Annotated in this window: 24 protein-coding genes; 5 read left to right on the top strand and 19 right to left on the bottom strand. The window is 63.5% G+C overall.

The window, feature by feature from the left end:
* Positions 1 to 28: 28 nt before the first annotated feature.
* Positions 29 to 667, bottom strand: a complete 639-nt coding sequence (locus AB4Y97_RS12745; RefSeq protein WP_441999413.1) for a phage distal tail protein, Rcc01695 family — start codon at positions 665 to 667, stop codon at positions 29 to 31.
* Between the two features lie 84 nt (positions 668 to 751).
* On the opposite strand from AB4Y97_RS12745, the gene AB4Y97_RS12750 reads away from it, so the two are divergent.
* The gene (locus tag AB4Y97_RS12750) at positions 752 to 994 is read left to right on the top strand and encodes a YdcH family protein (RefSeq protein WP_441999414.1); all 243 of its coding nucleotides are present in this window, start codon (positions 752 to 754) and stop codon (positions 992 to 994) included.
* A gap of 19 nt (positions 995 to 1,013) precedes the next feature.
* On the opposite strand, the gene AB4Y97_RS12755 is transcribed toward AB4Y97_RS12750, so the two are convergent.
* The 7 genes from AB4Y97_RS12755 to AB4Y97_RS12785 form a co-directional block, all read right to left on the bottom strand.
* Positions 1,014 to 1,685, bottom strand: coding sequence for a phage tail tape measure protein (locus tag AB4Y97_RS12755; RefSeq protein ID WP_441999415.1), 672 nt, complete (start codon positions 1,683 to 1,685; stop codon positions 1,014 to 1,016).
* 506 nt (positions 1,686 to 2,191) lie between these two features.
* Positions 2,192 to 2,356, bottom strand: a complete 165-nt coding sequence (locus AB4Y97_RS12760; RefSeq protein WP_441999416.1) for a phage tail assembly chaperone — start codon at positions 2,354 to 2,356, stop codon at positions 2,192 to 2,194.
* On the bottom strand, positions 2,353 to 2,736 hold the full coding sequence (locus AB4Y97_RS12765) for a gene transfer agent family protein (RefSeq protein WP_441999417.1): 384 nt from the start codon (positions 2,734 to 2,736) through the stop codon (positions 2,353 to 2,355). The genes AB4Y97_RS12760 and AB4Y97_RS12765 overlap by 4 nt, the downstream gene beginning before the upstream one ends.
* A 13-nt stretch (positions 2,737 to 2,749) precedes the next feature.
* Entirely contained in the window at positions 2,750 to 3,160 is a 411-nt protein-coding gene (locus AB4Y97_RS12770) for a phage major tail protein, TP901-1 family (RefSeq protein WP_441999418.1), read from the bottom strand.
* A 207-nt stretch (positions 3,161 to 3,367) separates the two neighbouring features.
* Positions 3,368 to 3,778, bottom strand: a complete 411-nt coding sequence (locus tag AB4Y97_RS12775; protein WP_441999419.1) for a DUF3168 domain-containing protein — start codon at positions 3,776 to 3,778, stop codon at positions 3,368 to 3,370.
* The gene (locus AB4Y97_RS12780; RefSeq protein ID WP_441999420.1) at positions 3,775 to 4,110 is read right to left on the bottom strand and encodes a phage head closure protein; all 336 of its coding nucleotides are present in this window, start codon (positions 4,108 to 4,110) and stop codon (positions 3,775 to 3,777) included. The genes AB4Y97_RS12775 and AB4Y97_RS12780 overlap by 4 nt, the downstream gene beginning before the upstream one ends.
* 253 nt (positions 4,111 to 4,363) lie before the next feature.
* Positions 4,364 to 4,924, bottom strand: a complete 561-nt coding sequence (locus AB4Y97_RS12785; protein ID WP_441999421.1) for a head-tail connector protein — start codon at positions 4,922 to 4,924, stop codon at positions 4,364 to 4,366.
* A gap of 22 nt (positions 4,925 to 4,946) precedes the next feature.
* Between AB4Y97_RS12785 and AB4Y97_RS12790 the strand changes: the two genes are divergently transcribed.
* On the top strand, positions 4,947 to 5,684 hold the full coding sequence (locus AB4Y97_RS12790) for a S1 family peptidase (protein ID WP_441999422.1): 738 nt from the start codon (positions 4,947 to 4,949) through the stop codon (positions 5,682 to 5,684).
* Positions 5,685 to 5,770: 86 nt separating this feature from the next.
* Positions 5,771 to 6,568 carry a S1 family peptidase gene (locus AB4Y97_RS12795; protein WP_441999423.1) on the top strand — a complete coding sequence of 266 codons (798 nt, stop codon included), beginning with the start codon at positions 5,771 to 5,773 and terminating at the stop codon, positions 6,566 to 6,568.
* 21 nt (positions 6,569 to 6,589) lie between these two features.
* Here the strand turns inward: AB4Y97_RS12795 and AB4Y97_RS12800 are convergent, their stop codons facing one another.
* The 6 genes from AB4Y97_RS12800 to AB4Y97_RS12825 form a co-directional block, all read right to left on the bottom strand.
* Positions 6,590 to 7,828 carry a phage major capsid protein gene (locus AB4Y97_RS12800; RefSeq protein ID WP_441999424.1) on the bottom strand — a complete coding sequence of 413 codons (1,239 nt, stop codon included), beginning with the start codon at positions 7,826 to 7,828 and terminating at the stop codon, positions 6,590 to 6,592.
* Positions 7,829 to 7,904: 76 nt separating this feature from the next.
* Positions 7,905 to 8,102 carry a hypothetical protein gene (locus tag AB4Y97_RS12805; RefSeq protein ID WP_441999425.1) on the bottom strand — a complete coding sequence of 66 codons (198 nt, stop codon included), beginning with the start codon at positions 8,100 to 8,102 and terminating at the stop codon, positions 7,905 to 7,907.
* Between the two features lie 103 nt (positions 8,103 to 8,205).
* On the bottom strand, positions 8,206 to 8,751 hold the full coding sequence (locus AB4Y97_RS12810) for an HK97 family phage prohead protease (protein WP_441999482.1): 546 nt from the start codon (positions 8,749 to 8,751) through the stop codon (positions 8,206 to 8,208).
* Positions 8,751 to 8,900: a hypothetical protein gene (locus tag AB4Y97_RS12815; RefSeq protein ID WP_441999426.1), complete on the bottom strand. Its 150-nt coding sequence runs from the start codon at positions 8,898 to 8,900 to the stop codon at positions 8,751 to 8,753. Before AB4Y97_RS12815 ends, AB4Y97_RS12810 begins: the two co-directional genes overlap by 1 nt.
* A complete protein-coding gene (locus AB4Y97_RS12820; RefSeq protein ID WP_441999427.1) occupies positions 8,897 to 9,097 on the bottom strand; it encodes a hypothetical protein in 201 nt (66 codons plus the stop codon). The genes AB4Y97_RS12815 and AB4Y97_RS12820 overlap by 4 nt, the downstream gene beginning before the upstream one ends.
* 294 nt (positions 9,098 to 9,391) lie before the next feature.
* On the bottom strand, positions 9,392 to 10,579 hold the full coding sequence (locus AB4Y97_RS12825; protein ID WP_441999428.1) for a phage portal protein: 1,188 nt from the start codon (positions 10,577 to 10,579) through the stop codon (positions 9,392 to 9,394).
* 94 nt (positions 10,580 to 10,673) lie between these two features.
* On the opposite strand from AB4Y97_RS12825, the gene AB4Y97_RS12830 reads away from it, so the two are divergent.
* Positions 10,674 to 11,096, top strand: a complete 423-nt coding sequence (locus AB4Y97_RS12830; RefSeq protein ID WP_441999483.1) for a DoxX family protein — start codon at positions 10,674 to 10,676, stop codon at positions 11,094 to 11,096.
* Positions 11,097 to 11,114: 18 nt separating this feature from the next.
* Here AB4Y97_RS12830 and AB4Y97_RS12835 read toward each other — a convergent pair whose 3' ends face one another.
* From AB4Y97_RS12835 to AB4Y97_RS12855, 5 genes are all read right to left on the bottom strand, one after another.
* On the bottom strand, positions 11,115 to 12,461 hold the full coding sequence (locus AB4Y97_RS12835; RefSeq protein WP_441999429.1) for a DNA-packaging protein: 1,347 nt from the start codon (positions 12,459 to 12,461) through the stop codon (positions 11,115 to 11,117).
* Positions 12,376 to 12,993, bottom strand: coding sequence for a hypothetical protein (locus tag AB4Y97_RS12840; protein ID WP_441999430.1), 618 nt, complete (start codon positions 12,991 to 12,993; stop codon positions 12,376 to 12,378). The genes AB4Y97_RS12835 and AB4Y97_RS12840 overlap by 86 nt, the downstream gene beginning before the upstream one ends.
* A gap of 184 nt (positions 12,994 to 13,177) precedes the next feature.
* Entirely contained in the window at positions 13,178 to 13,387 is a 210-nt protein-coding gene (locus tag AB4Y97_RS12845; RefSeq protein ID WP_441999431.1) for a hypothetical protein, read from the bottom strand.
* Positions 13,387 to 13,644 carry a hypothetical protein gene (locus AB4Y97_RS12850; RefSeq protein WP_441999432.1) on the bottom strand — a complete coding sequence of 86 codons (258 nt, stop codon included), beginning with the start codon at positions 13,642 to 13,644 and terminating at the stop codon, positions 13,387 to 13,389. The genes AB4Y97_RS12845 and AB4Y97_RS12850 overlap by 1 nt, the downstream gene beginning before the upstream one ends.
* 563 nt (positions 13,645 to 14,207) lie before the next feature.
* Entirely contained in the window at positions 14,208 to 15,233 is a 1,026-nt protein-coding gene (locus AB4Y97_RS12855; RefSeq protein ID WP_441999433.1) for an endonuclease/exonuclease/phosphatase family protein, read from the bottom strand.
* Between the two features lie 557 nt (positions 15,234 to 15,790).
* On the opposite strand from AB4Y97_RS12855, the gene AB4Y97_RS12860 reads away from it, so the two are divergent.
* Positions 15,791 to 17,179, top strand: coding sequence for a sensor histidine kinase (locus AB4Y97_RS12860; protein WP_441999434.1), 1,389 nt, complete (start codon positions 15,791 to 15,793; stop codon positions 17,177 to 17,179).
* The last annotated feature ends 109 nt before the right edge of the window (positions 17,180 to 17,288 follow it).

Below are 17,288 nucleotides of genomic sequence, written 5' to 3' on the forward strand. Positions count from 1 at the left end.
CGGTTCGGCCTGAGGATGACAGGAGTTGCTACGGCACGATCTCGATCAGAGGGATCTGTGGAATGGCGCCCGCCTCGAAAGCGGACAGGTCGATATCCAGCTCATCCGTATCGAAACGCACGGGCACGTCGAAGGCGTAGCCTGCGGTGACGACAGCCCCTGCCGGAGGCGCTGCGGTGAAGGCCACGAGCCCGGTCGTCGGATCGCAGGAGAAGTCCGGGCCCACCGCCTTCTCGACGCCGTTGAGCGCAACGCGCACGCTGGTGCCGACAGGCTTTGCGATGCTCCGCTGGTAGGGTGCATAGGACGAGCCATAGGACTTGATCAGTGGGAACTGGCGCGTCACGCCATCGCCGGTCCCGATGCGCTGGTCGAGGGGCGTCGGCTCCTTGGAGGGCAGGCCCGAGCGCCAATCGGTGCGGTCGCGGAAGCGGAAGCCGACGAGGCGTCCGCGCCGTTCCTCGAAAAAGGCGATGACGGCATGCAGCGCATCGATGCTGCGCACGCCGAGCCCCGCATCGTAGCGGCGGCGGGACTGCGCCCAGCGGCTGTTGCGGTGCTCGCGGCCCGAGGCGAGGGAGACGATATCGGTGCGCCGCACCGGCCCTCCCCGGCTGCCGAGACTGACATCGAGAGGAAAGAGAACCTCGTGAAAATCGGACGCCATGGTCCATCCTTGAATGCAATGAAACGGAAAACGACGGGTGGCGTTGTCGTCACGAAGCTTTGCCGATCGAGGAGACGATACCCGATGAACAATTCAGCGAACCTCGCCGAAGATTTTCCCGGCAAAGCCGACCGGATTCATCAGCTCAAGACGAGCAACAACCATTTCGCGCGGCTCTATGACGAGTACAACGAACTCTCCCGCACCATTCAGCGGGTGGAGAGCCGCGTAGAGCCGACAACGGAGGATGTGGAAGAAGAGCTGAAGCGCCGCCGCCTGCAGATCAAGGACGAGATCGCGGCGATGCTGAGCGATCAGAATTCTTAACTTAAGAAACCAGATGGCCTCACATCCCGCGCTGGCCGCGCGCGACGGCGCGGGCGAGCGCGGCGGATACCTGCGCCTCGGAGCGGCGGAAACTGTCCGCATCCGGCGTCGAGACGTTCACCGTCACCGACAGGGGCTGCCCGCCTCCGCCGCCTGCACGCACGCCAAGCCGTCCGTCGGGCCCGCGCGCGAGCGGCATAACCGCCTCCGCGCCCTTCTCGCCCATGACGCCCAACCCGCGACCAAGCGGGAAATACGACGGCGCGCCGATCACTCCCCCTTGCGCGAACGGCATCACCATACCGCGCGAGAACACGCCGCCCTTGGCAAAGGCGGGTGTGGCACCGGAGCCGAAAAGCGAACCGAGCCCTTTCATCAGACCACCGAGCATGCCCCCGAGGTCGAGAGGCGAAGCGCCCTCCATTCCCCCGGTCGTGATCGATTTCATACTCTGGCTCAGCGCCATCTGCAGGGGCGCAAGGGCCAGACGTAACCCTGTTTCCACAAGAGACTGGCGCACCGACTTCAAAACATCGTCGAACTTCTTGCCTCCGGCAATATTCTTGGCGAAGGCATTGGAAAGAGAGTCACCGAATTTGTCGGAGAGGCCGATGAGTGTGTTGAGCTGGCGCTGCCGATCCTCATTGACTTTGTCGCCTGTATTTCCGTTTGATTTTAAATCTTGGGTCAATCTTCTTTCTCCAGAAACCAGGTTGGTTCTCGTCGCCTCTACGCTAGGCCTGTTGGTAGGCTGCGTGAGCATTCCCCCGACTAGGAGCGTCTTCAAAACGCCTGGAATAAGTGCTGTTCAATGGAATCGGATTAACGACGAATGCTCGTACGAGGCCGAAAAGGCCACGGCGGCGGCCGACCCCAGAACTGCTGTTTCCTATACTTGGCGGCGGCTTTTCGTCATGTGCGCCGAATTGAAGGGCGCAACATTCGTTGGCAGAGTCACAATGCCTGAGGAGCAATGGCAGCGAATCTCGGCGCTTTGCAAGGAAGAGGCAATGACCGCTATCGCTGGTCGGCCTGCCTCACGCAGCCGAGACTTATTGAAAGAAGATCTCGAAACCGAATGCCTCAAACGAAACGGAGCAGTATTCCAGCAATCGTATTAGCCCTGTGACTGAGAATCATTGGCCGCTCCCTGTTGAATAAGATAGCGGCCAAGACTCATTCTATACGGTACAATATTTACCCATCCGGGAAAGCTTCCATCAATCGTCTGAGATCGCTTTTCCTCGCGGGCTCCGCTTTTCGTCCGCCCTTCAATCCCTCGAACGCCGCCATCACTTCGCGCGGCGTCGCGCGCCAGAACTCTGACGGACTCCACCGCAGAATGCTCAGGCCCAGCGTCATGACCTCATCCCAGGGGAAGGGCTGCGCCTCGCCTGCGCGTCCTGCGGCATCGGAGGGTTTGATGGGGATGCCTCGCTGCCGAAGGTAGCAAGCAGCAGGTCGGCGATGGCCGTCGCGACAGGTTCGATGCCGTCGCTCAACGACAGGTTCGCCACTTCCGCATCGCTCAGGTCATGACCGCCGCCGCGCAGGGAGACGGCAAGGATCGTCACGAGATCGCGGCTCGACAGGCGACCCGTGCCGAAGCGTTCTCCGAGCGCCATCAGATCCTCGACGCCGAAGGCATCTTCGAGTTCCGCAAGCGCGCCGAGTGTAAGGCAGAGCGTGTAGCACCTGTCGCCGAGCCGCAGCGCTACCTCTCCTCTTCGTCTGTTGGGCATGGAGCGCCTCCGTCTATAACGCCACGAAGGTGAGCGCGCCGGCCGACTCGAAGGCCATTTCGAAGGTCACTTCGCCCGCATGATCGCCGCGGTATTCGAGACTGGTAATCTGGAATGGGCCTTCGATGCGGCCGAAATCCGGAATGACGATCTGATAGGTGAGGATGTCGCCGTCGAAGAAGACCTGACGCATCCGCGCATCGGAAGCCTCATCCTTGAACACGCCGGCGCCGGTAATGCCGGCGCGGCGCACGCCGACGCCCGCGAGCAATTCGCGCCAGCGCCCGGTGGATTCCGCATGCGTCACATCGACGGTTTCCGCGTTGAACGCGACCTGTCGCGTGCGCAGCCCGGCCACCGTGACGAAGCCGGAGCCGCCGTCGCCGATCTTGATGAGCAGGTCCTTGCCCTTTTGAGCAGGCATGAAAAGTTCCTTTTGTTGGGAGAGATGAGTGCAAGCCAACCTGGCCCTGGTCCTCTGATCCTCATCCTGAGGAGCAGAAGGCTGCGTCTCGAAGGAGGATCCAGGGTGCGCTGAAGACGCCTCTCCTTCGAGACGGTCACTGCGTGACCTCCTCAGGATGAGGCCATGGGGAGCCTTGCCCTCAGAATAAGGCTATGGACTGCTTTCTCACTCCACTTCCGTGACGGCGCGCAGCCGCAAGGTCACGCGGGTGAGTTGCGTATCCTTGTCGCGCGCGGATGCGAGTTCCGTCACGCGTAGATTGATGAGGCGATGGCCGTCCAGCATGAGCGGCGCGTCGTCGAGGATCGCGGCGAAGTGCTCGGCCACGGCGAGCGCGGTGCGTGCGCTGCCGCGCTCGGCCCAGACCACGAGGTTCAAACTCTGCTCGTGCCCGCGGTCGAAATCGGTCGACCAATCCTCCGCCGTCACGTCGCCGAACAGAGCATAGACCGGCGCGGCCGCGCGGGGTGGTTCATCATGAAGGCGTAACGCGCCCCCCATCAGCGCCTTCAGCTCTCCATCCGTTTCGGCAATGTCGAGAATGGCGCGGCGAAGGGCGAGGACAGGACTCGTCATGCCCTGATCTCCTCGACCAGGCAGACGAGATCCTGCCGGGATCCGTCCGGATCGGAGGCGGCGCGGATGGCAAAGCGGCGCAGGCCCGAGGTGAGCCGCATGGCGCCAGTCACGCCCTCGCGGTAGCGCAGTGTGATCCTATGGGTGAGCGACTGCTCGGGCCTGCCGGCGCGGACGCGCTCAGTGCCGGAGAGCATCTCCATCGCGCCCCAGACCTGAGGCCCCGGCGCATAGGAGCGGATGACCCCGCCGAAGCCATCCGGCCGCTCCAGAGGCAATTCGAGCACGAAACGGCGCGAGCGAGCGCCGATGGATAAGGCTTTGGTTTTCATGAATGACTTCGCGATTTGTAAATCGTTGAGTTGAGATGGCCTTGCCAGCCACAGCCTCATTCCGAGGAGCGACTTTCTCACCCTCCATCCTCATCCTGAGGAGCAGCCGCAGGCTGCGTCTCGAAGGAGGATTCAGTGCTCTCTGGAGACGCCTCTCCTTCGCGACGGTCGCTGCGCGACCTTCTCAGGATGAGGCTATGGAGGGGATGAGGCTGCGGGGCGCCAGACTCTTCTCGGACGGTGTGGTGAGACCCTAAAGCCGCGCCCGCTGAAACGGTGCGAGGAGGGCAAAAGCGTCCGGCGGCAGAACCTGCTCGCCTGCCACATCGCCCCGGTTCTCGTACCAGTGCGCGACGAGGATCTTGACGGCGAGCCTCAGGCTTGCAGGCACCGCATCCGGAGCCGCGCCAAAGCCGGCGCGCAGATCGATGGCGATGCCGTTACGGATCTTGCCCGGCTCCGGCGCGCCATGCAGCATGATGCGGGGCGGATCGCTCAAGGCGTCGCTCTCGAACGCTTCCGCCGTGACCTCGGTCGCTGCGCCGGAAGCATCGAAGACATGGATGGACTCGATGGCGATGAGAGGCGAAACCGGCAGCAGCACCGTGCCTCCCTGCGGCCAGCGATGCAGCATCAGGCGCCAGCGTTGCTCGATGAGGATGCGCCGTGAGACGGCCTCCACCATCAGCCGCGCCGCCTTGACGAGACCGCCGATGAGTTCGTCATCCGCATCGTCATCGACCCGGAGATGAGCTTTCATCTCGGCAAGGGTTATCGGCTCGACGGCGGGGCCGTCGACGAGTATCGGAAACATCGAAACAGGAATCCTTCAGGTTATGAAACGTCTCGTCGCCACCATCCTCGCCACCGTCCTGTCAGCGACGGGCGCATGCGCCATCGTCGGCGGGGCGGAGGACCGGGGTCCCCTCTCCCGCACGACCGTGATGGTTTTGAGTTCGAATGGCGGCGTGTGCAGCGCCGTCGTGGTGGGGCGCGATGTGGTGCTCACCGCCGCCCATTGCGTGACGGGGGCGGCCGAGCACCGGGTGCATTTCCGGGACGAGGCAGGCTCGCCGATGCTGATCGCGCCGGCGGCGAAGGCGGTGCATCCGGGTTACGACGCCAAAGCCATCGAGACCCGCAGGCGCTCGATCGACTTAGCCCTTGTGCGCATTCCCGAGGCGTTGCCCGCCCGTTTCGAGCGCGCCTTGCTCGGCACGGCGCATCCGCGCAAGGACGAAACCGTGACGGTCGGCGGGTACGGGCTTGCCCGCGAGGGCGAGGCGAAGACGACCGGCACCTTCCGCATCGCCAATCTCAAAGTCGTCGAACCATACGGGCCGAGCCAGATTCTCCTGTGGTCCCAAGGCACGGGGGCCATGGGCGCGTGCCAGGGCGATTCAGGCGGTCCAATGGCATCGGATGGCGCGGTCGTCGCCATCACGAGCTGGTCCTCGGCCGCGAAAGGCCGGGGCTGCGGGGGGATGACCCAGGGCATCCTTCTCGGCCCCCAGCGCCCGTGGATCGACCGCACGCTCGAAGGCTGGAATCGCGCAGCGCAATGGAACGAATAGCGCCGATCGGGGTCATCCACGAAGAACCTTTGCCGCAACGCAAAACTTCCCTTGCGTAAGAATCGACCAACTCTCAAAATCACCCCATGCGCTTTTTGCAAATCATCAGCCTTGTGACTCTCACCCTTCTCAGCGTTCCTGCTCAAGCCATCGTGCAGGGCGCGGTTACCCGGGATCCGAACGGTCTCCGGCGGTCCGTCGTCGCGATCGAGAACAGCAACGGCGAATTGTGCTCAGGCGTTCTCGTCACCCAGGATCTCGTCCTCACCGCCGCCCATTGCCTGATGGATAAGGCGTCCTATCGCGTCATGGCCGTGAACAGGGCCTTTCGGCCGCAGGGCCTGAACGTGGTTGCGGTCGTGGTTCATCCCGCTTTCGTGGCGGGCACGACGCCCCGTACGCAGCCGGGCGTGGATCTGGCCATGCTCAAGCTCGAGCGGTCGCTCGGTTCCGATTTCCACCCGCTCGACCTGCGCCTTGCGGGCACGGTCGACGAAGGAGCGACGGTAACCGTCGCCGGCTTCGGCGTCCTGTCGGAGAACCTCAAACGGACGGCGCGGACCCTGCGCCAGGTGCGTCTTCTGGCGGTCGGAACGGTGCAGGTGTCGAACCGCGTCATGATCGTTGCCGATCATAAGCGCTTGGCAGAAACCGCCGGGGCCGGGGCGTGCCGGGGCGATTCCGGCGGGCCGGTCCTGACGGAGGCGCAGGGCGGCTACCGGCTGTTCGGCATCGTCAGCTGGTCGAGCGGCGCGTTGCGCACGAACTCGCCGAGCGCCTGCGGTGGGTTGACCGCTGTGACTCCTGTTGCCGAACATTTGAGCTGGATCCTGGACGCCGCCAGCAAGCTCGATGGCATCGAAGGCACATGGACGAAGCGCTGACCTCGTCCATGTGCCGGGGACTTACGCAGCAAACCTCAAAAGCTTGATCGCCGCATAATCCTGAACGCCGCCGCCGACGCGCTTCGTGGTGTAGAACAGCACGTAGGGCTTGGCCGAATAAGGATCGCGCAGCACGCGCACGCCCGCTCGGTCGACCACGAGATAACCGCGCTTGAAATCGCCGAAGGCGATGGCGCAGGCATTGGCCGCGATGTCGGGCATGTCCTCGGCCTCTACGACGGGGAAGCCCATCAGCGTCGCCGACTGGCCGAGGCTTGCGGGCGGCGCCCAGAGATACTGGCCGCTATCGTCCTTGAACTTGCGGATCGCGCTCTGCGTCTTGCGGTTCATGACGAAGGAGGCATTCTGGCGATAGCCTGCCTTGAGGGCATAGATCAGCTCGATCAGTACATCGGACGGACCATCCGCCGGAAAGCCCGCGCCGCCGGACTGGATGGTGCCGAGGCGGCCCCATTCCCAGATCTCGTCCTCGACCATGTCGGAAGCGAGAAAGCCCTTGGGCTTGTTGACGCCGTCGCCGTTGACGAAGGCAGCGCTTTCCTGCTCGGCGAAGGCGGCCTCGACCTCCTCCGCGATCCAGCGGTCGATATCGACCACGGAATCGTCGAGAAGGGTCTGGGTTGCCGCCGGCATGGCATAGAGTTCCATGGCCGGAAAGCTCATCTCGGAGAGGGTCGGACCCGCCGTCTGCGGCCGCGCCGCCGTCTCGCCGACCCAGCCGGAAGCGGGACCCGAGGTCGAGAAGGCGCGCTTGTACTGGCCGCCGGAAATGACCCGCACAGACGAGATGGCGCGGATCGGCGACACGCCCGACAGGCGGCGCAGCACCTCGCGCTCGACATTGTCGGGCACGAGATAGCCGCCATCCGGGCCGGAGCCTGAGGAAAGCGCCTTCTCCTCCAGGCGCTTGAGGCCGGAGGCCTCGCCGCTGCGCATATAGGCGTTAAAGGCCTGCTTGTGCTCGGCCTGCGCCGGATCGCGCAAGGCTTCCGCGCCTGCGCCAAGCGGCGGGCGCGAGCGCTCGAGCGTCAGGCGGTCGAGCCGGCGCTTGGCATCGTCGAGGGCGGTATCGATGCGGACGAGCTTCTCGTCGGTCACGACATCGCTCGTCAGCCGCGTCTCGATTTCGCCGAGGCGCGTATCGTTGGTGTCCTTGAACGCCTCGAAGGCACGCGCGAAATCCTCGAAGGCCGAGGCGACGTCGTCGGAAGTGGATTTGGTTTCAACAACAGGGATCATGTGAATCGTTTGGTTGGAAGAAATGAAAAAGCCCGCCGGAAGGCGGGCTCGGGATTCGACCAGAAGGTCGAGAATGTCAGCGCGTTGCGCGCCTGACGGTCCGCGTCACCGTCGGCCCGCTTACAGCGCCGACAGCACCGCCCGCGACGGCACCGACCGGCCCGGCGACGGCGCCGACACCTGCACCGACGGCGGCACCGCCGACGCGTTCCTGCGTGGTGGTGCAGCCTGCGGCCGCGAGGACAAGAAGAGCGGTGAAAGCGAGTTTCTTCATGGAAAACCTCCCGAAAGAGCGGAGAGGCCTCACCGGCAAGCCGGCCGCCCGCAGCCTCCGCTCCTATGCGGGCCTCTGGCTAACGCCTTACGGCGAACGGAGTTCAGGAAAATAGTCGAGAGGCGCTCGCGCGGATCCTATCCGCCAGATCCTCCCTTGCATGCTTCACCCGCTTCACCCGCTCCACCCGCGCGCCCGGCAGCATCGGGAAGGTCACGATGGAGATTTCCCACAGGTCGAGCTTTTCCAGCCGCCGCAGGCCGGTAGGTCGCTCGGCCCGCGCGCGCTCGACGCGAAAGCCGATGGAGAGGCCGTCGACCGCGCCGTCGCGCATGAGGGCGTGGATGTCCCGGGCGCGCTCCACGGCAAGGTTGAGCTTGCCGCGAACTTTCAGGCCGCGACGATCCTCCGCGATGGAGAGCCAGCGGCCGATGGGTGTGGCGGGATCGTGCTGCCAGAGAAGACGGATATCGCCCACGCCGCGTTTCCTGAGGCTATCGGCGAAGGCGCCGGACATGACCACGTCCTTGCCGAGATCGGCGATGCCGAACAGGCTGGCATAGCCTTCGAAAATGCCGTCGGCATCGATCCTGGTGACGGGCTCCGCGAGAAGCTTCACCTCGCGGGCGATGGACGTGCCGCAGGACATCATCGGGCTCCTCCGCGCGAAGGTTTGGCGGGCCTGGTGTCGAGTTTTTCGAGCTGGCGCACGAAGTCGCGGAACACGAGCGTCGCACGCCCCTGCGCCTCGCGCACGGCTTTGGGCTTGCGCGCCGTGTGCGCGGTAGAGCGAGTCATGGAAGATCTCCCGATTGGCGGCGGTTGAAGAGGGACAGCTCGCGCACGAACTCGTCGAAGCGGCGGTTGGCCGCGAAAAGATCGCGAAGAGTCATGGCAAGCAGCGCGGAGGCTCCGCTCGCCCAGACGAACAGGGCGAGATGAGCAAGATCGCCGCGGCTGATGACAGCCTCGGCGATCCGGTCGAATATGTTCATGATTTGTTCCAGCAACATTCCCGGCGGATGGGTGAGATGGGGCGTTGCCTCGGGTTTAGATTTCTAGTGTGCTCCCTTGAAAGCGGGATGCGATGGCGAGGTCGGCACGATGCGCTCGTGAAGGGAGAGAGCATCGGATGATCCCGAAAGTGGAATCCACATTTGGGTCCGATGCGCCAGGAGATGAACGCTTCGCAACCGGGCGCTACGTCGGTTCGAGGTGAATGCGCCCCCCTCTCGAATGATGAAGCGAAGAGGATGGTCGCGTCTTCGGCGCCGCTTGCGCCGAAAGCTTTACGCGGCTGACCGGCCCCTGCTGTTTGCCGCCGAACGCGGCGCGCGCCCATACCCCACCGCTTCCCGCTTCTCCTCTTCGCTCAGGAACGTCGCAGCCGAAACGCGGCGCCAGAGGCTTTCGCGTTCCGTTGCCAGCGCCTCGATGGCGTCGAGGTCGGGTTCGAGGTGGAGCAATTCGCCGAAAGCGGGCGAGAGCCATTGCGCCAGGGCTTCCGCCGTGCGCTTCACCAGCGGGATGATCGTCTGGCGGTAGAAGGCGCGGTTGGCTTCGGCGTAGTTGGCGTGGGTGTTGTCGCCTGGCAGGCCGAGCAGCAGCGGCGGCACGCCGAAGGCGAGCGCGATCTCTCGCGCGGCTCCCGCCTTCGCCTCGACGAAATCCATGTCCTTCGGAGAAAGGGATAATGGCTTCCAGTCGAGGCCGCCTTCGAGCAGGAGCGGCCTCCCGGCATTGCCCGCGCCCTGATAGTTCGTCTCCAGTTCGCCCTTGAGGCGGTCGAATTGCGCATCGGTGAGCACCGAGCCGCCGACGACCAGCGCGCCGGAGGGGCGCGCCGCATTGTCGAGCAGCGACTTGTTCCAGGCGCCCGCCGCGTTGTGGATGTCGAGGGCCGTCGCCGCAGCTTCCATGGGCGAGAGACCATAATAATCGTCCGCCGGATGAAACAGCGTCAGGTGCAGCACGGGCGGCATCGCTTCCGCCCCTTGCGCGAAGCGGATGGTTTGCGTTCCGATTGTGTAATCGTAAGCCATCGGCCAGCCATCCGCGCCCGGCACCACGCGCATCCGGTCGGGACGCAGGGCGTAAAGTTCGCGCGGTGCGCCATCGACGCTCACCGCCTCCACATAGGCGTTGCCGGAGACGAGGAGGTGGCCATAGACGCTCTCCAGGAAACGCTGCCCGCCCTCCCGCGCATTGGGACGGGCGAGGAGCGCGAGAAGGGGATGCTCGACGAGTTCCCCTCCCCTCTGCTTGAGCACGAGGGGAAGAGAGGCGGAGGCCTCCGCCACCAGCCGCACGGCCCGGTGCACGACGGCGTTCTTCTGAAAACCCTCGCGCGCCAAGGCCGCGTAGTCGCGCGGGGTCCATACGGCATGTCCGGCGACATAGAGCGCGACGGAGGAATGCGCGCGCGAAGCCTTGGCCTCAGGCGGAGCCTGAAACCATCGGGTCAGCATATTCAACATGGAAAGCTCCGGCCCGTCGGCAGACGGGCAAAGAAAGATTTGCGCAGCGTCGATTGATGCTGCAATTTCAGCATGGAAATAAAATCACAACTTCCTGTGGGGCCCCGCGAAAGAAAGATCGAATGTCATGCGCGACATACTTCTGTTGATCGGCCGCATTCTTCTGGTCGTGATTTTCATCATCTCCGGTGCCACCAAGTTCTACGCCCTCGGGGATACCTCCGCCTATATCGCGTCGAAGGGCCTGCCCTTGTCATGGCTTCTCGCCCCGATCGTCGCGGTGGTGGAGCTGGGGCTCGGCCTCGTCGTCGCCGTCGGCTTCAGGACGCGCTGGGCGGCCCTCGCTCTGGCGCTCTTCGCCCTCATCACCATCCCCTTCGCCCACGATTTCTGGAACATGGTCGATCAGGAACGCGCCCTGAACCAGATCCAGGCGATGAAGAACCTGTCCATGATCGGCGGTTTCCTGATCCTCGCCGCCGTCGGACCGGGGCGATTGTCGCTCGATCAGGGATGAGCATCCGGGCCGCGGGCATCACAACATCCGCACCCGCGGCTCCTTCTTTTCGCGGAGCATCAGCTCCGTGAGCGCCCAGACCAGCGCATCCATGCGGTCCGGGGAACGGCCGGAGGTCAGGCCGCCGGGTCCGAAATCGCAGAGCTCGTCCTCGAGTTCGGGCAGCGCGCCCACATGGCGCACACGTCCCTGCGTGTAGAGCACGGAGACCGGCTCGGCGCGCAGGTATTTTCCGCGCGTCGCCCGCACGCTCGTGACGGGCACGGAAGCGTCGACCTCGCGGATGACCTGCATCGCCATCTCGCCGCCCTGGTTCGTCTCGACGACGAGCGCATCCGCCTGCAGGCGGCGATAGAGCGCGACGGCTTTTGCGGCCCAGGCGGGCGGCTTCAGGCCGGAGGCGGTCTCGTCCGCAAGCACATAAGCCGTGCCGCCATCGTCGATCCCGGCGGCAACGATCCCGCAGGCATCCGCGCGTTTCGACGAGGAGGCGGGCGGATCGACGGCGACGACGATGCGAGCAAGTGGCGGCGCCGCATCGATCCGGCTTGCCTCGATCACGTCGCGGGTCCACAGCGCGTCGGGACGGTCCTCGATGATTTCACCATCGAGTTCCTGCCGCCCGAGCCGCGTGCCGGCATAGCGCCCCACCACCGTGTCGAGAAAGACAGGCGCGAGGTTGGCCGCGTTGTCGGCGGTCTTCGCCCGCGACACCGCCACCAGCGGATCGGCGAGGAAGCGCTTCAGAAGCGGGATCGGGCGCGGCGTCGTCGTTACCATCTGGCGCGGATGCGCGCCGAGGCGCAGGCCGAATTGCAGCATGTCCCAGGTCTCCTCCACGTGCCGCCACTTGGCGAGTTCGTCCGCCCAGGCGGCCTCGAATTGCGGGCCGCGTAAGGAATCCGGATCTTCCGCCGAGAAGACCTGCGCCACCGCGCCATTCGGCCATTCGAGCTTGCGCAAGGACGGCGACCATGTGGGGCGCTCGGAACGCGCGTGAACGGCGAGAATTCCGGCAGGCCCTTCCACCATCACGTTGCGCACATCGGCAAAGGTCTCGCCGATCAGCGCGATGCGGCCGAGGGGCTTATCGGAAAAGTCGGGATCGCCGAGCGCGATGCCGCGCACCCATTCAGCGCCCGAGCGGGTCTTGCCCGCGCCGCGTCCGCCCAACATGAGCCAGGTGGTCCAGGGATCGCGGCTGCGGGCGACGCCAGGCGGCCGCTGCTCGGTGCGGCAGAGCAATGGCCAATGGCGCAGGGCCCTTTCGAATTCGGCCTCAGACCAGGAGGCAGTCGCTTCCTTGAGCCTCTTCCTCCGCCACAATCCGCTCAAGGTGACGAGCAAGCTCGTCGCGGAGTTCATGGATGGAGCGAGGCGGGGTTTCGTCGTGCTCGGTTGCATCGAGCCTTGTACTTTCCTGTTCCAAAAGCGCCTGCGCGGTCGTCAGCGTCTTGGCGAAAGACGCGAGCGTGCGGGCCGCTTTGTCGTGATCCATCGGGCGCTTCGAATTCTGCTCCTTCACGAGGGCATCGATGCGCGAGCGCGTCACCTGCACCAGGGACATCGCCGCCTCGCGCAGGTTGGAGCGGCCTGGGACGGAGCGCGTGGAGGCAGCGGAGAATTCGTCCGCCGATTTTTTCTCCTTCGCCTGCGCGTCCGGCCCAGCGCTCGCAATGGTCTCCTTTCGGGGCGGCCAGTTCCACGCCTGCCGCAGCCGAACGAACGTGGTGCGGCTCACGCCAAGAAAGGTGGCGATGGCGCTCAACGAAATCGACCGATGATGCACGTAGTAATCATAGGCCCGCTCTTTCATTTCAGCGGGGATTTCAATCATCAGAGTCATGCGAGAACCAATAAAAAAAACCGCCCAGGCGCAAGCCGGAGCGGTGATCATCTGACAGGGACGACGGGAGGTCATCGTCACTCACACTTCGTCAGTGTTCTTGTTTTGTACCCTAAGAGCGCGCCGCTGTCAAGCCGGATGTATAAGGCGTGCATCCGCAGCACATCGAAGCCTTGCGGCGCTTCACTTTCGTCACGAATGCATGACTCGCTCGAACCCGGAAACCGGCGAGTCGCTACGGGTTTCGCAGAGCACGCAGACGCGACAGCAGGATGGAGAGAACGATCGCCATATAGCCTGCCAGCTTGATAGTCGCGATGATGATATGGCCGAATTCCCAGCGATTGCGGAGTTCGAAGAAATCTTCCGGAATCGGCCCCGGCTGCCAAGTGGCCACCACGCCCAGCCAGATGAAAAGGCTCGTAGCAAAGAGAAGCGCGCCCATCAGCGCGAACCAAAGTCTGGACGGTCCTTGCGCACCCAATAGGCCAGGATGCCCGCGACGAGAATCGCTCCGCCATCGAGTGGCCCGCCGAGGATACCGAAAAGCTGGAATTGTCCGTTGAAGACCGTCGCCTCGCGCCAGAGCTCAGGCGACCACACGGTCAGGCGCGGCAGAGCCTCAAGCGCATGGGCGAAAGACGGTCCGAGGCTGAGCGCGCTGATGACGAGCGCCAAGAATCGCCAGACGAGCAGGCCCATGAAGATCTCCTCTCTTCGCGAGGGAGACTATCGGGCGTATGCGCGGCAAGTCCACCGTCCTGTCCCGGAGCAGGCACAGGCCATGGCAGAATAGGCTGAGGCTTTCATCTCAGGATCGTGGGACGGAGCAGACAGCGCCCCCTTCCCGGTTAAAGCCTCGGACCTGAAAGTGGCTTCCACTTTTAGAATCATCCGATGCTTTCTCTTTTGGTGAGAGCATCGCGTGGCCGCAAAACCGGGGCCACGTTTGCGCACGATGCTCTAGAGACGCCAAGGCAGGAAAATCCTGCAGATGTCGGAAGACAAACCGGACAGGTTAAAGCGGCCGAAGGAAGAATGGATTTACGTTCACTTTATGTTCCATAAAACATTCCTCTTCTGGATAAAGTTTCATGTAATTGCGATCATATCGGGAACGAAGCGCAAATATTAAACGAACAAATACCTCAGAGGGATAATCCCTCAAAGGATACTATATAAATATATAGCTACATAAATAAGTAGTGTCAAATAAAATTACATTCCAGATCTTTTTCCACGCTCCGCTCGCCGCAGAACAGCCCTTAGAAACTGAGATCGACTGTAATCATGTCGTGGTCGGAAATCGGTCTTCCCTGCCCGTCCAGAGCAGCCAGGACCTGAGGCCTCTCGGCCTTCATGCCGCGCACCACGATCCAGTCGAGCTTGCCGAAGGGTGGCTCCGGCTTGTGCGAGGGTCCCGTGCGCTGGGTGGGCGCCGCTACATTTGCGGCCACCCATTCGAAACCGGCCCCGCGCAGATCGTCGAAGAGCGGCTCGTATCGCTCCGGCGCCTCGAGCCAGACCTGCTGCTCCTCCCCGCCATGCGGCAGATCCTTGGTGTTGAAATCGCCGCCGATGATGCAGGCCGCATCCGGCGCCAGCTTGTCGAGCGCGCGGAGGAGCGTCTGGATCTGAGCCTGCCGGTCGGCCGCGTCGGTCTTGCTTTCCAAATGGGCGCTTACGAGCCACAGAGGGCGCGGTGCATCGGCGACCCGCGCAGCCAGCGCCATGCGCCCGCCAACCCGGCGCTGCGCGCCATCGCGGCCGGGAAACCAGAAGCCGCTTTCCTCCAGCGGGATCAGGCGCGGCTCCGCCAGGGCGAGTTTCGTGACGATGGCGTTGCCGTGGAAGCCGCGTGCATTGTGCTCGCCCGCATGTTCGCGCATCTCGCGGGCATCTCCGAGATCGAGTTCCACGAATTCGACGCCATAAACATAGCCCTCTCCGGCAGCGCCGATCAGCTCGCGCAAGGGATGTCCGTTGCCGGAGCGCGCCATGCCCAGATCGACCTCGCTGAACAAGGCGACATGTGCGCCTGCCCGATCGAGCAAGGCCCGCGCGGCCTCGCGATATTTCAGCCGCTCCGCGTTGAACGCCGCAAGCCTCAGGCGGCCGGGCCACGCGAGCGGATGCGATGGCGGCCGGTATTCGATCCCGTGAAATGCACCGATGTCCTGCAGAAAACGGTCATGCCGCTCTCGGGTCGCAGGAGGCTGTCGCGCCTCCGCGAGGGTAGCGCTGTCGGGTGCTGGCAGATCCTGCACCAGCATGGAGATCAAAGGGCGCATGGTATCCTGCGGGGGAGAACGGCAAGGGCGCTTGCCACACCCAGATAAAGTGGCGTTTCTCCGCACGAATGTACCCTTTTCATCAAAAAAAACTTTCGACGTTAGGAACTTGTTTTGGTATTGGTCGTTTATCGGCCGGATCAAGGATACCGTTGGGGAGACAGCCCATGCTTACCTGGGCTAGTGTTGTTGCGCTTGGTGTAGGTGCTCTCGCCTATTTTTCAGGCGATCCTACAGCTGTACTCCGCAGCGTAGCGGAGCTCGGAGGCGTGATCGCTCTCTTCGCGCTCGTTTGCGCGGCCGAAGCCTTCAACTGATCCCATTCCTTACGCACGTTCGGCATCGACAGCAGCCCTGCGTTCGGGAGATCGCGGCCTAAACCGCTCTCGTCTTGAATCAGTATGGCCGCATTGCGTTCCAAATGCAACGTAATTAAATTATGATGCATGAACGTACATCAGCTCGACCGCGTCCCAACCTCTGAGCTACAGCAGCTAATCAACGGTCTGACGGATTCGGCTTCAGACAAAAATGCGGGAGAAGCCGCACGGGCTGCTTTGCAGAACGAAGTCGCACGCGCCATCGATGCAGGAGTCGAAGAGCGGCTTTCCGTCCTTCTCGAAGGGATCGGCGATTCCTTTTACGCGCTCGATAGGGAATGGCGCTTCACCTATATCAACCGGACAGCCGAGGCTTATTACGGCATTCCGCATCAGGACATGCTTGGGCGGGTGATCTGGGACGTCTTTCCCTGGTCAGCCGGAACCGAGCTGCGCCAGCGTTATGAGCAAGTCTTCGCGTCCGGCGAACCGGCCTCGTTCGAGGCGGAAGCGGTCAGTGCGCCCGGCCACTACCTCGAGTTTCATATCTTCCCCTACAATGGCGGTCTCGGCGTGAGCTTTCGCGACTGGACGGAGCGCCGCCGCGCCGAGGAGGAGATGCGCGAGAGCCAGGCCCGCCTCAGGGCCCTTGCGGACAACATGCCACTCGGCATGGTCTACCAGATGACGGACGACGCAGATCATGAGATCCGGCGCCTCATCTACATGTCCCAAACCTGCGAGCACTTGACCGGAGTCCCAGCCGAGGATGTGCGCGTCAATCCGGGCCTGCTTTACGAGCTTGTGCTTCCAAAATATCGCGCGCAAATGTTCGAGAAGGAAATCGAGGCCCATCGGGAGGAAAAGCCCTTCGATCTCGAAATCGAGATGCGTCATGCCAGGACCGGAGAAATCCGCTGGCATCGCATCGTCGTTACGCCGCGCCGGCTGGCCAACGGCACCCGCGTATGGGACGGGACCCAGATCGACATTACCGACCACAAGCGGGCGGAAGAGCATCTGCACCTGCTCGTCAACGAGCTGAATCACCGGGTCAAGAACACGCTCGCCACGGTCCAGTCCCTTGCGGCGCAAAGCTTTTCCAAAACCGGCACGGATGCGGACGGCGCGCTGGCCAAAGCCCGCCATGCCTTCGAGGCCCGCCTCTTCGCCCTGGCGCGCGGCCATGACGCGCTCACGCGCGAAAACTGGGAAGGCGCCCGCCTTGCCGAAATCGTCGACCAGGCCTTCGCGCCCTATCGCAGGGAACAAGACAACGGCAACATTCTCGAAACCGAAGGTCCTGATTTGCGTATCGCGCCCTCCATGGCGCTGAGCCTGTCGATGGCCTTGCACGAGCTTTGCACCAATGCGCTCAAGTACGGCGCCCTGAGTGTCGCCGGCGGATGCATCTGCATTGCCTGGTCGGTTGCAGAGGACTGTGCCGGGAACCGTCTTACCATGCGCTGGGAGGAGCGCGGCGGCCCGCCCGTCAAGCCGCCCACGCGCAAAGGCTTCGGCTCCCGGCTCATCGAAGGTGGGTTGTCCCGCGAGCTGAACGGATCCGTACGGCTGGCCTACGAGCCGGCTGGCGTCGTCTGCACCATCGATGTGCCGCTTTCCTAGAGCCTATTTCATGAACTCCGGTTCCTGAAAGAGGCTCTATTTTTTTGAAAAGGCGCATTTTCAGCCGCAAAACCGGTGTCCACTTTTGCTGAAAATGCTCCGGGCAGAA

Origin of the sequence: Microvirga sp. 2TAF3 (assembly GCF_052114965.1) — a bacterium.
In the GTDB taxonomy this organism is placed as follows: Bacteria; Pseudomonadota; Alphaproteobacteria; order Rhizobiales; family Beijerinckiaceae; genus Microvirga.

What these genes read in the sequence shown, in the direction of transcription:
- AB4Y97_RS12745 (WP_441999413.1), bottom strand. Translation starts at nt 667, where the DNA reads ATGGCGTCCGATTTTCACGAGGTTCTCTTTCCTCTCGATGTCAGTCTC.
- AB4Y97_RS12750 (WP_441999414.1), top strand. Translation starts at nt 752, where the DNA reads ATGAACAATTCAGCGAACCTCGCCGAAGATTTTCCCGGCAAAGCCGAC.
- AB4Y97_RS12760 (WP_441999416.1), bottom strand. Translation starts at nt 2,356, where the DNA reads ATGACGCTGGGCCTGAGCATTCTGCGGTGGAGTCCGTCAGAGTTCTGG.
- AB4Y97_RS12765 (WP_441999417.1), bottom strand. Translation starts at nt 2,736, where the DNA reads ATGCCCAACAGACGAAGAGGAGAGGTAGCGCTGCGGCTCGGCGACAGG.
- AB4Y97_RS12770 (WP_441999418.1), bottom strand. Translation starts at nt 3,160, where the DNA reads ATGCCTGCTCAAAAGGGCAAGGACCTGCTCATCAAGATCGGCGACGGC.
- AB4Y97_RS12775 (WP_441999419.1), bottom strand. Translation starts at nt 3,778, where the DNA reads ATGACGAGTCCTGTCCTCGCCCTTCGCCGCGCCATTCTCGACATTGCC.
- AB4Y97_RS12780 (WP_441999420.1), bottom strand. Translation starts at nt 4,110, where the DNA reads ATGAAAACCAAAGCCTTATCCATCGGCGCTCGCTCGCGCCGTTTCGTG.
- AB4Y97_RS12785 (WP_441999421.1), bottom strand. Translation starts at nt 4,924, where the DNA reads ATGTTTCCGATACTCGTCGACGGCCCCGCCGTCGAGCCGATAACCCTT.
- AB4Y97_RS12790 (WP_441999422.1), top strand. Translation starts at nt 4,947, where the DNA reads ATGAAACGTCTCGTCGCCACCATCCTCGCCACCGTCCTGTCAGCGACG.
- AB4Y97_RS12795 (WP_441999423.1), top strand. Translation starts at nt 5,771, where the DNA reads ATGCGCTTTTTGCAAATCATCAGCCTTGTGACTCTCACCCTTCTCAGC.
- AB4Y97_RS12800 (WP_441999424.1), bottom strand. Translation starts at nt 7,828, where the DNA reads ATGATCCCTGTTGTTGAAACCAAATCCACTTCCGACGACGTCGCCTCG.
- AB4Y97_RS12805 (WP_441999425.1), bottom strand. Translation starts at nt 8,102, where the DNA reads ATGAAGAAACTCGCTTTCACCGCTCTTCTTGTCCTCGCGGCCGCAGGC.
- AB4Y97_RS12810 (WP_441999482.1), bottom strand. Translation starts at nt 8,751, where the DNA reads ATGTCCTGCGGCACGTCCATCGCCCGCGAGGTGAAGCTTCTCGCGGAG.
- AB4Y97_RS12815 (WP_441999426.1), bottom strand. Translation starts at nt 8,900, where the DNA reads ATGACTCGCTCTACCGCGCACACGGCGCGCAAGCCCAAAGCCGTGCGC.
- AB4Y97_RS12820 (WP_441999427.1), bottom strand. Translation starts at nt 9,097, where the DNA reads ATGAACATATTCGACCGGATCGCCGAGGCTGTCATCAGCCGCGGCGAT.
- AB4Y97_RS12825 (WP_441999428.1), bottom strand. Translation starts at nt 10,579, where the DNA reads ATGTTGAATATGCTGACCCGATGGTTTCAGGCTCCGCCTGAGGCCAAG.
- AB4Y97_RS12835 (WP_441999429.1), bottom strand. Translation starts at nt 12,461, where the DNA reads ATGAACTCCGCGACGAGCTTGCTCGTCACCTTGAGCGGATTGTGGCGG.
- AB4Y97_RS12840 (WP_441999430.1), bottom strand. Translation starts at nt 12,993, where the DNA reads ATGATCACCGCTCCGGCTTGCGCCTGGGCGGTTTTTTTTATTGGTTCT.
- AB4Y97_RS12845 (WP_441999431.1), bottom strand. Translation starts at nt 13,387, where the DNA reads ATGGGCGCGCTTCTCTTTGCTACGAGCCTTTTCATCTGGCTGGGCGTG.
- AB4Y97_RS12850 (WP_441999432.1), bottom strand. Translation starts at nt 13,644, where the DNA reads ATGGGCCTGCTCGTCTGGCGATTCTTGGCGCTCGTCATCAGCGCGCTC.
- AB4Y97_RS12855 (WP_441999433.1), bottom strand. Translation starts at nt 15,233, where the DNA reads ATGCGCCCTTTGATCTCCATGCTGGTGCAGGATCTGCCAGCACCCGAC.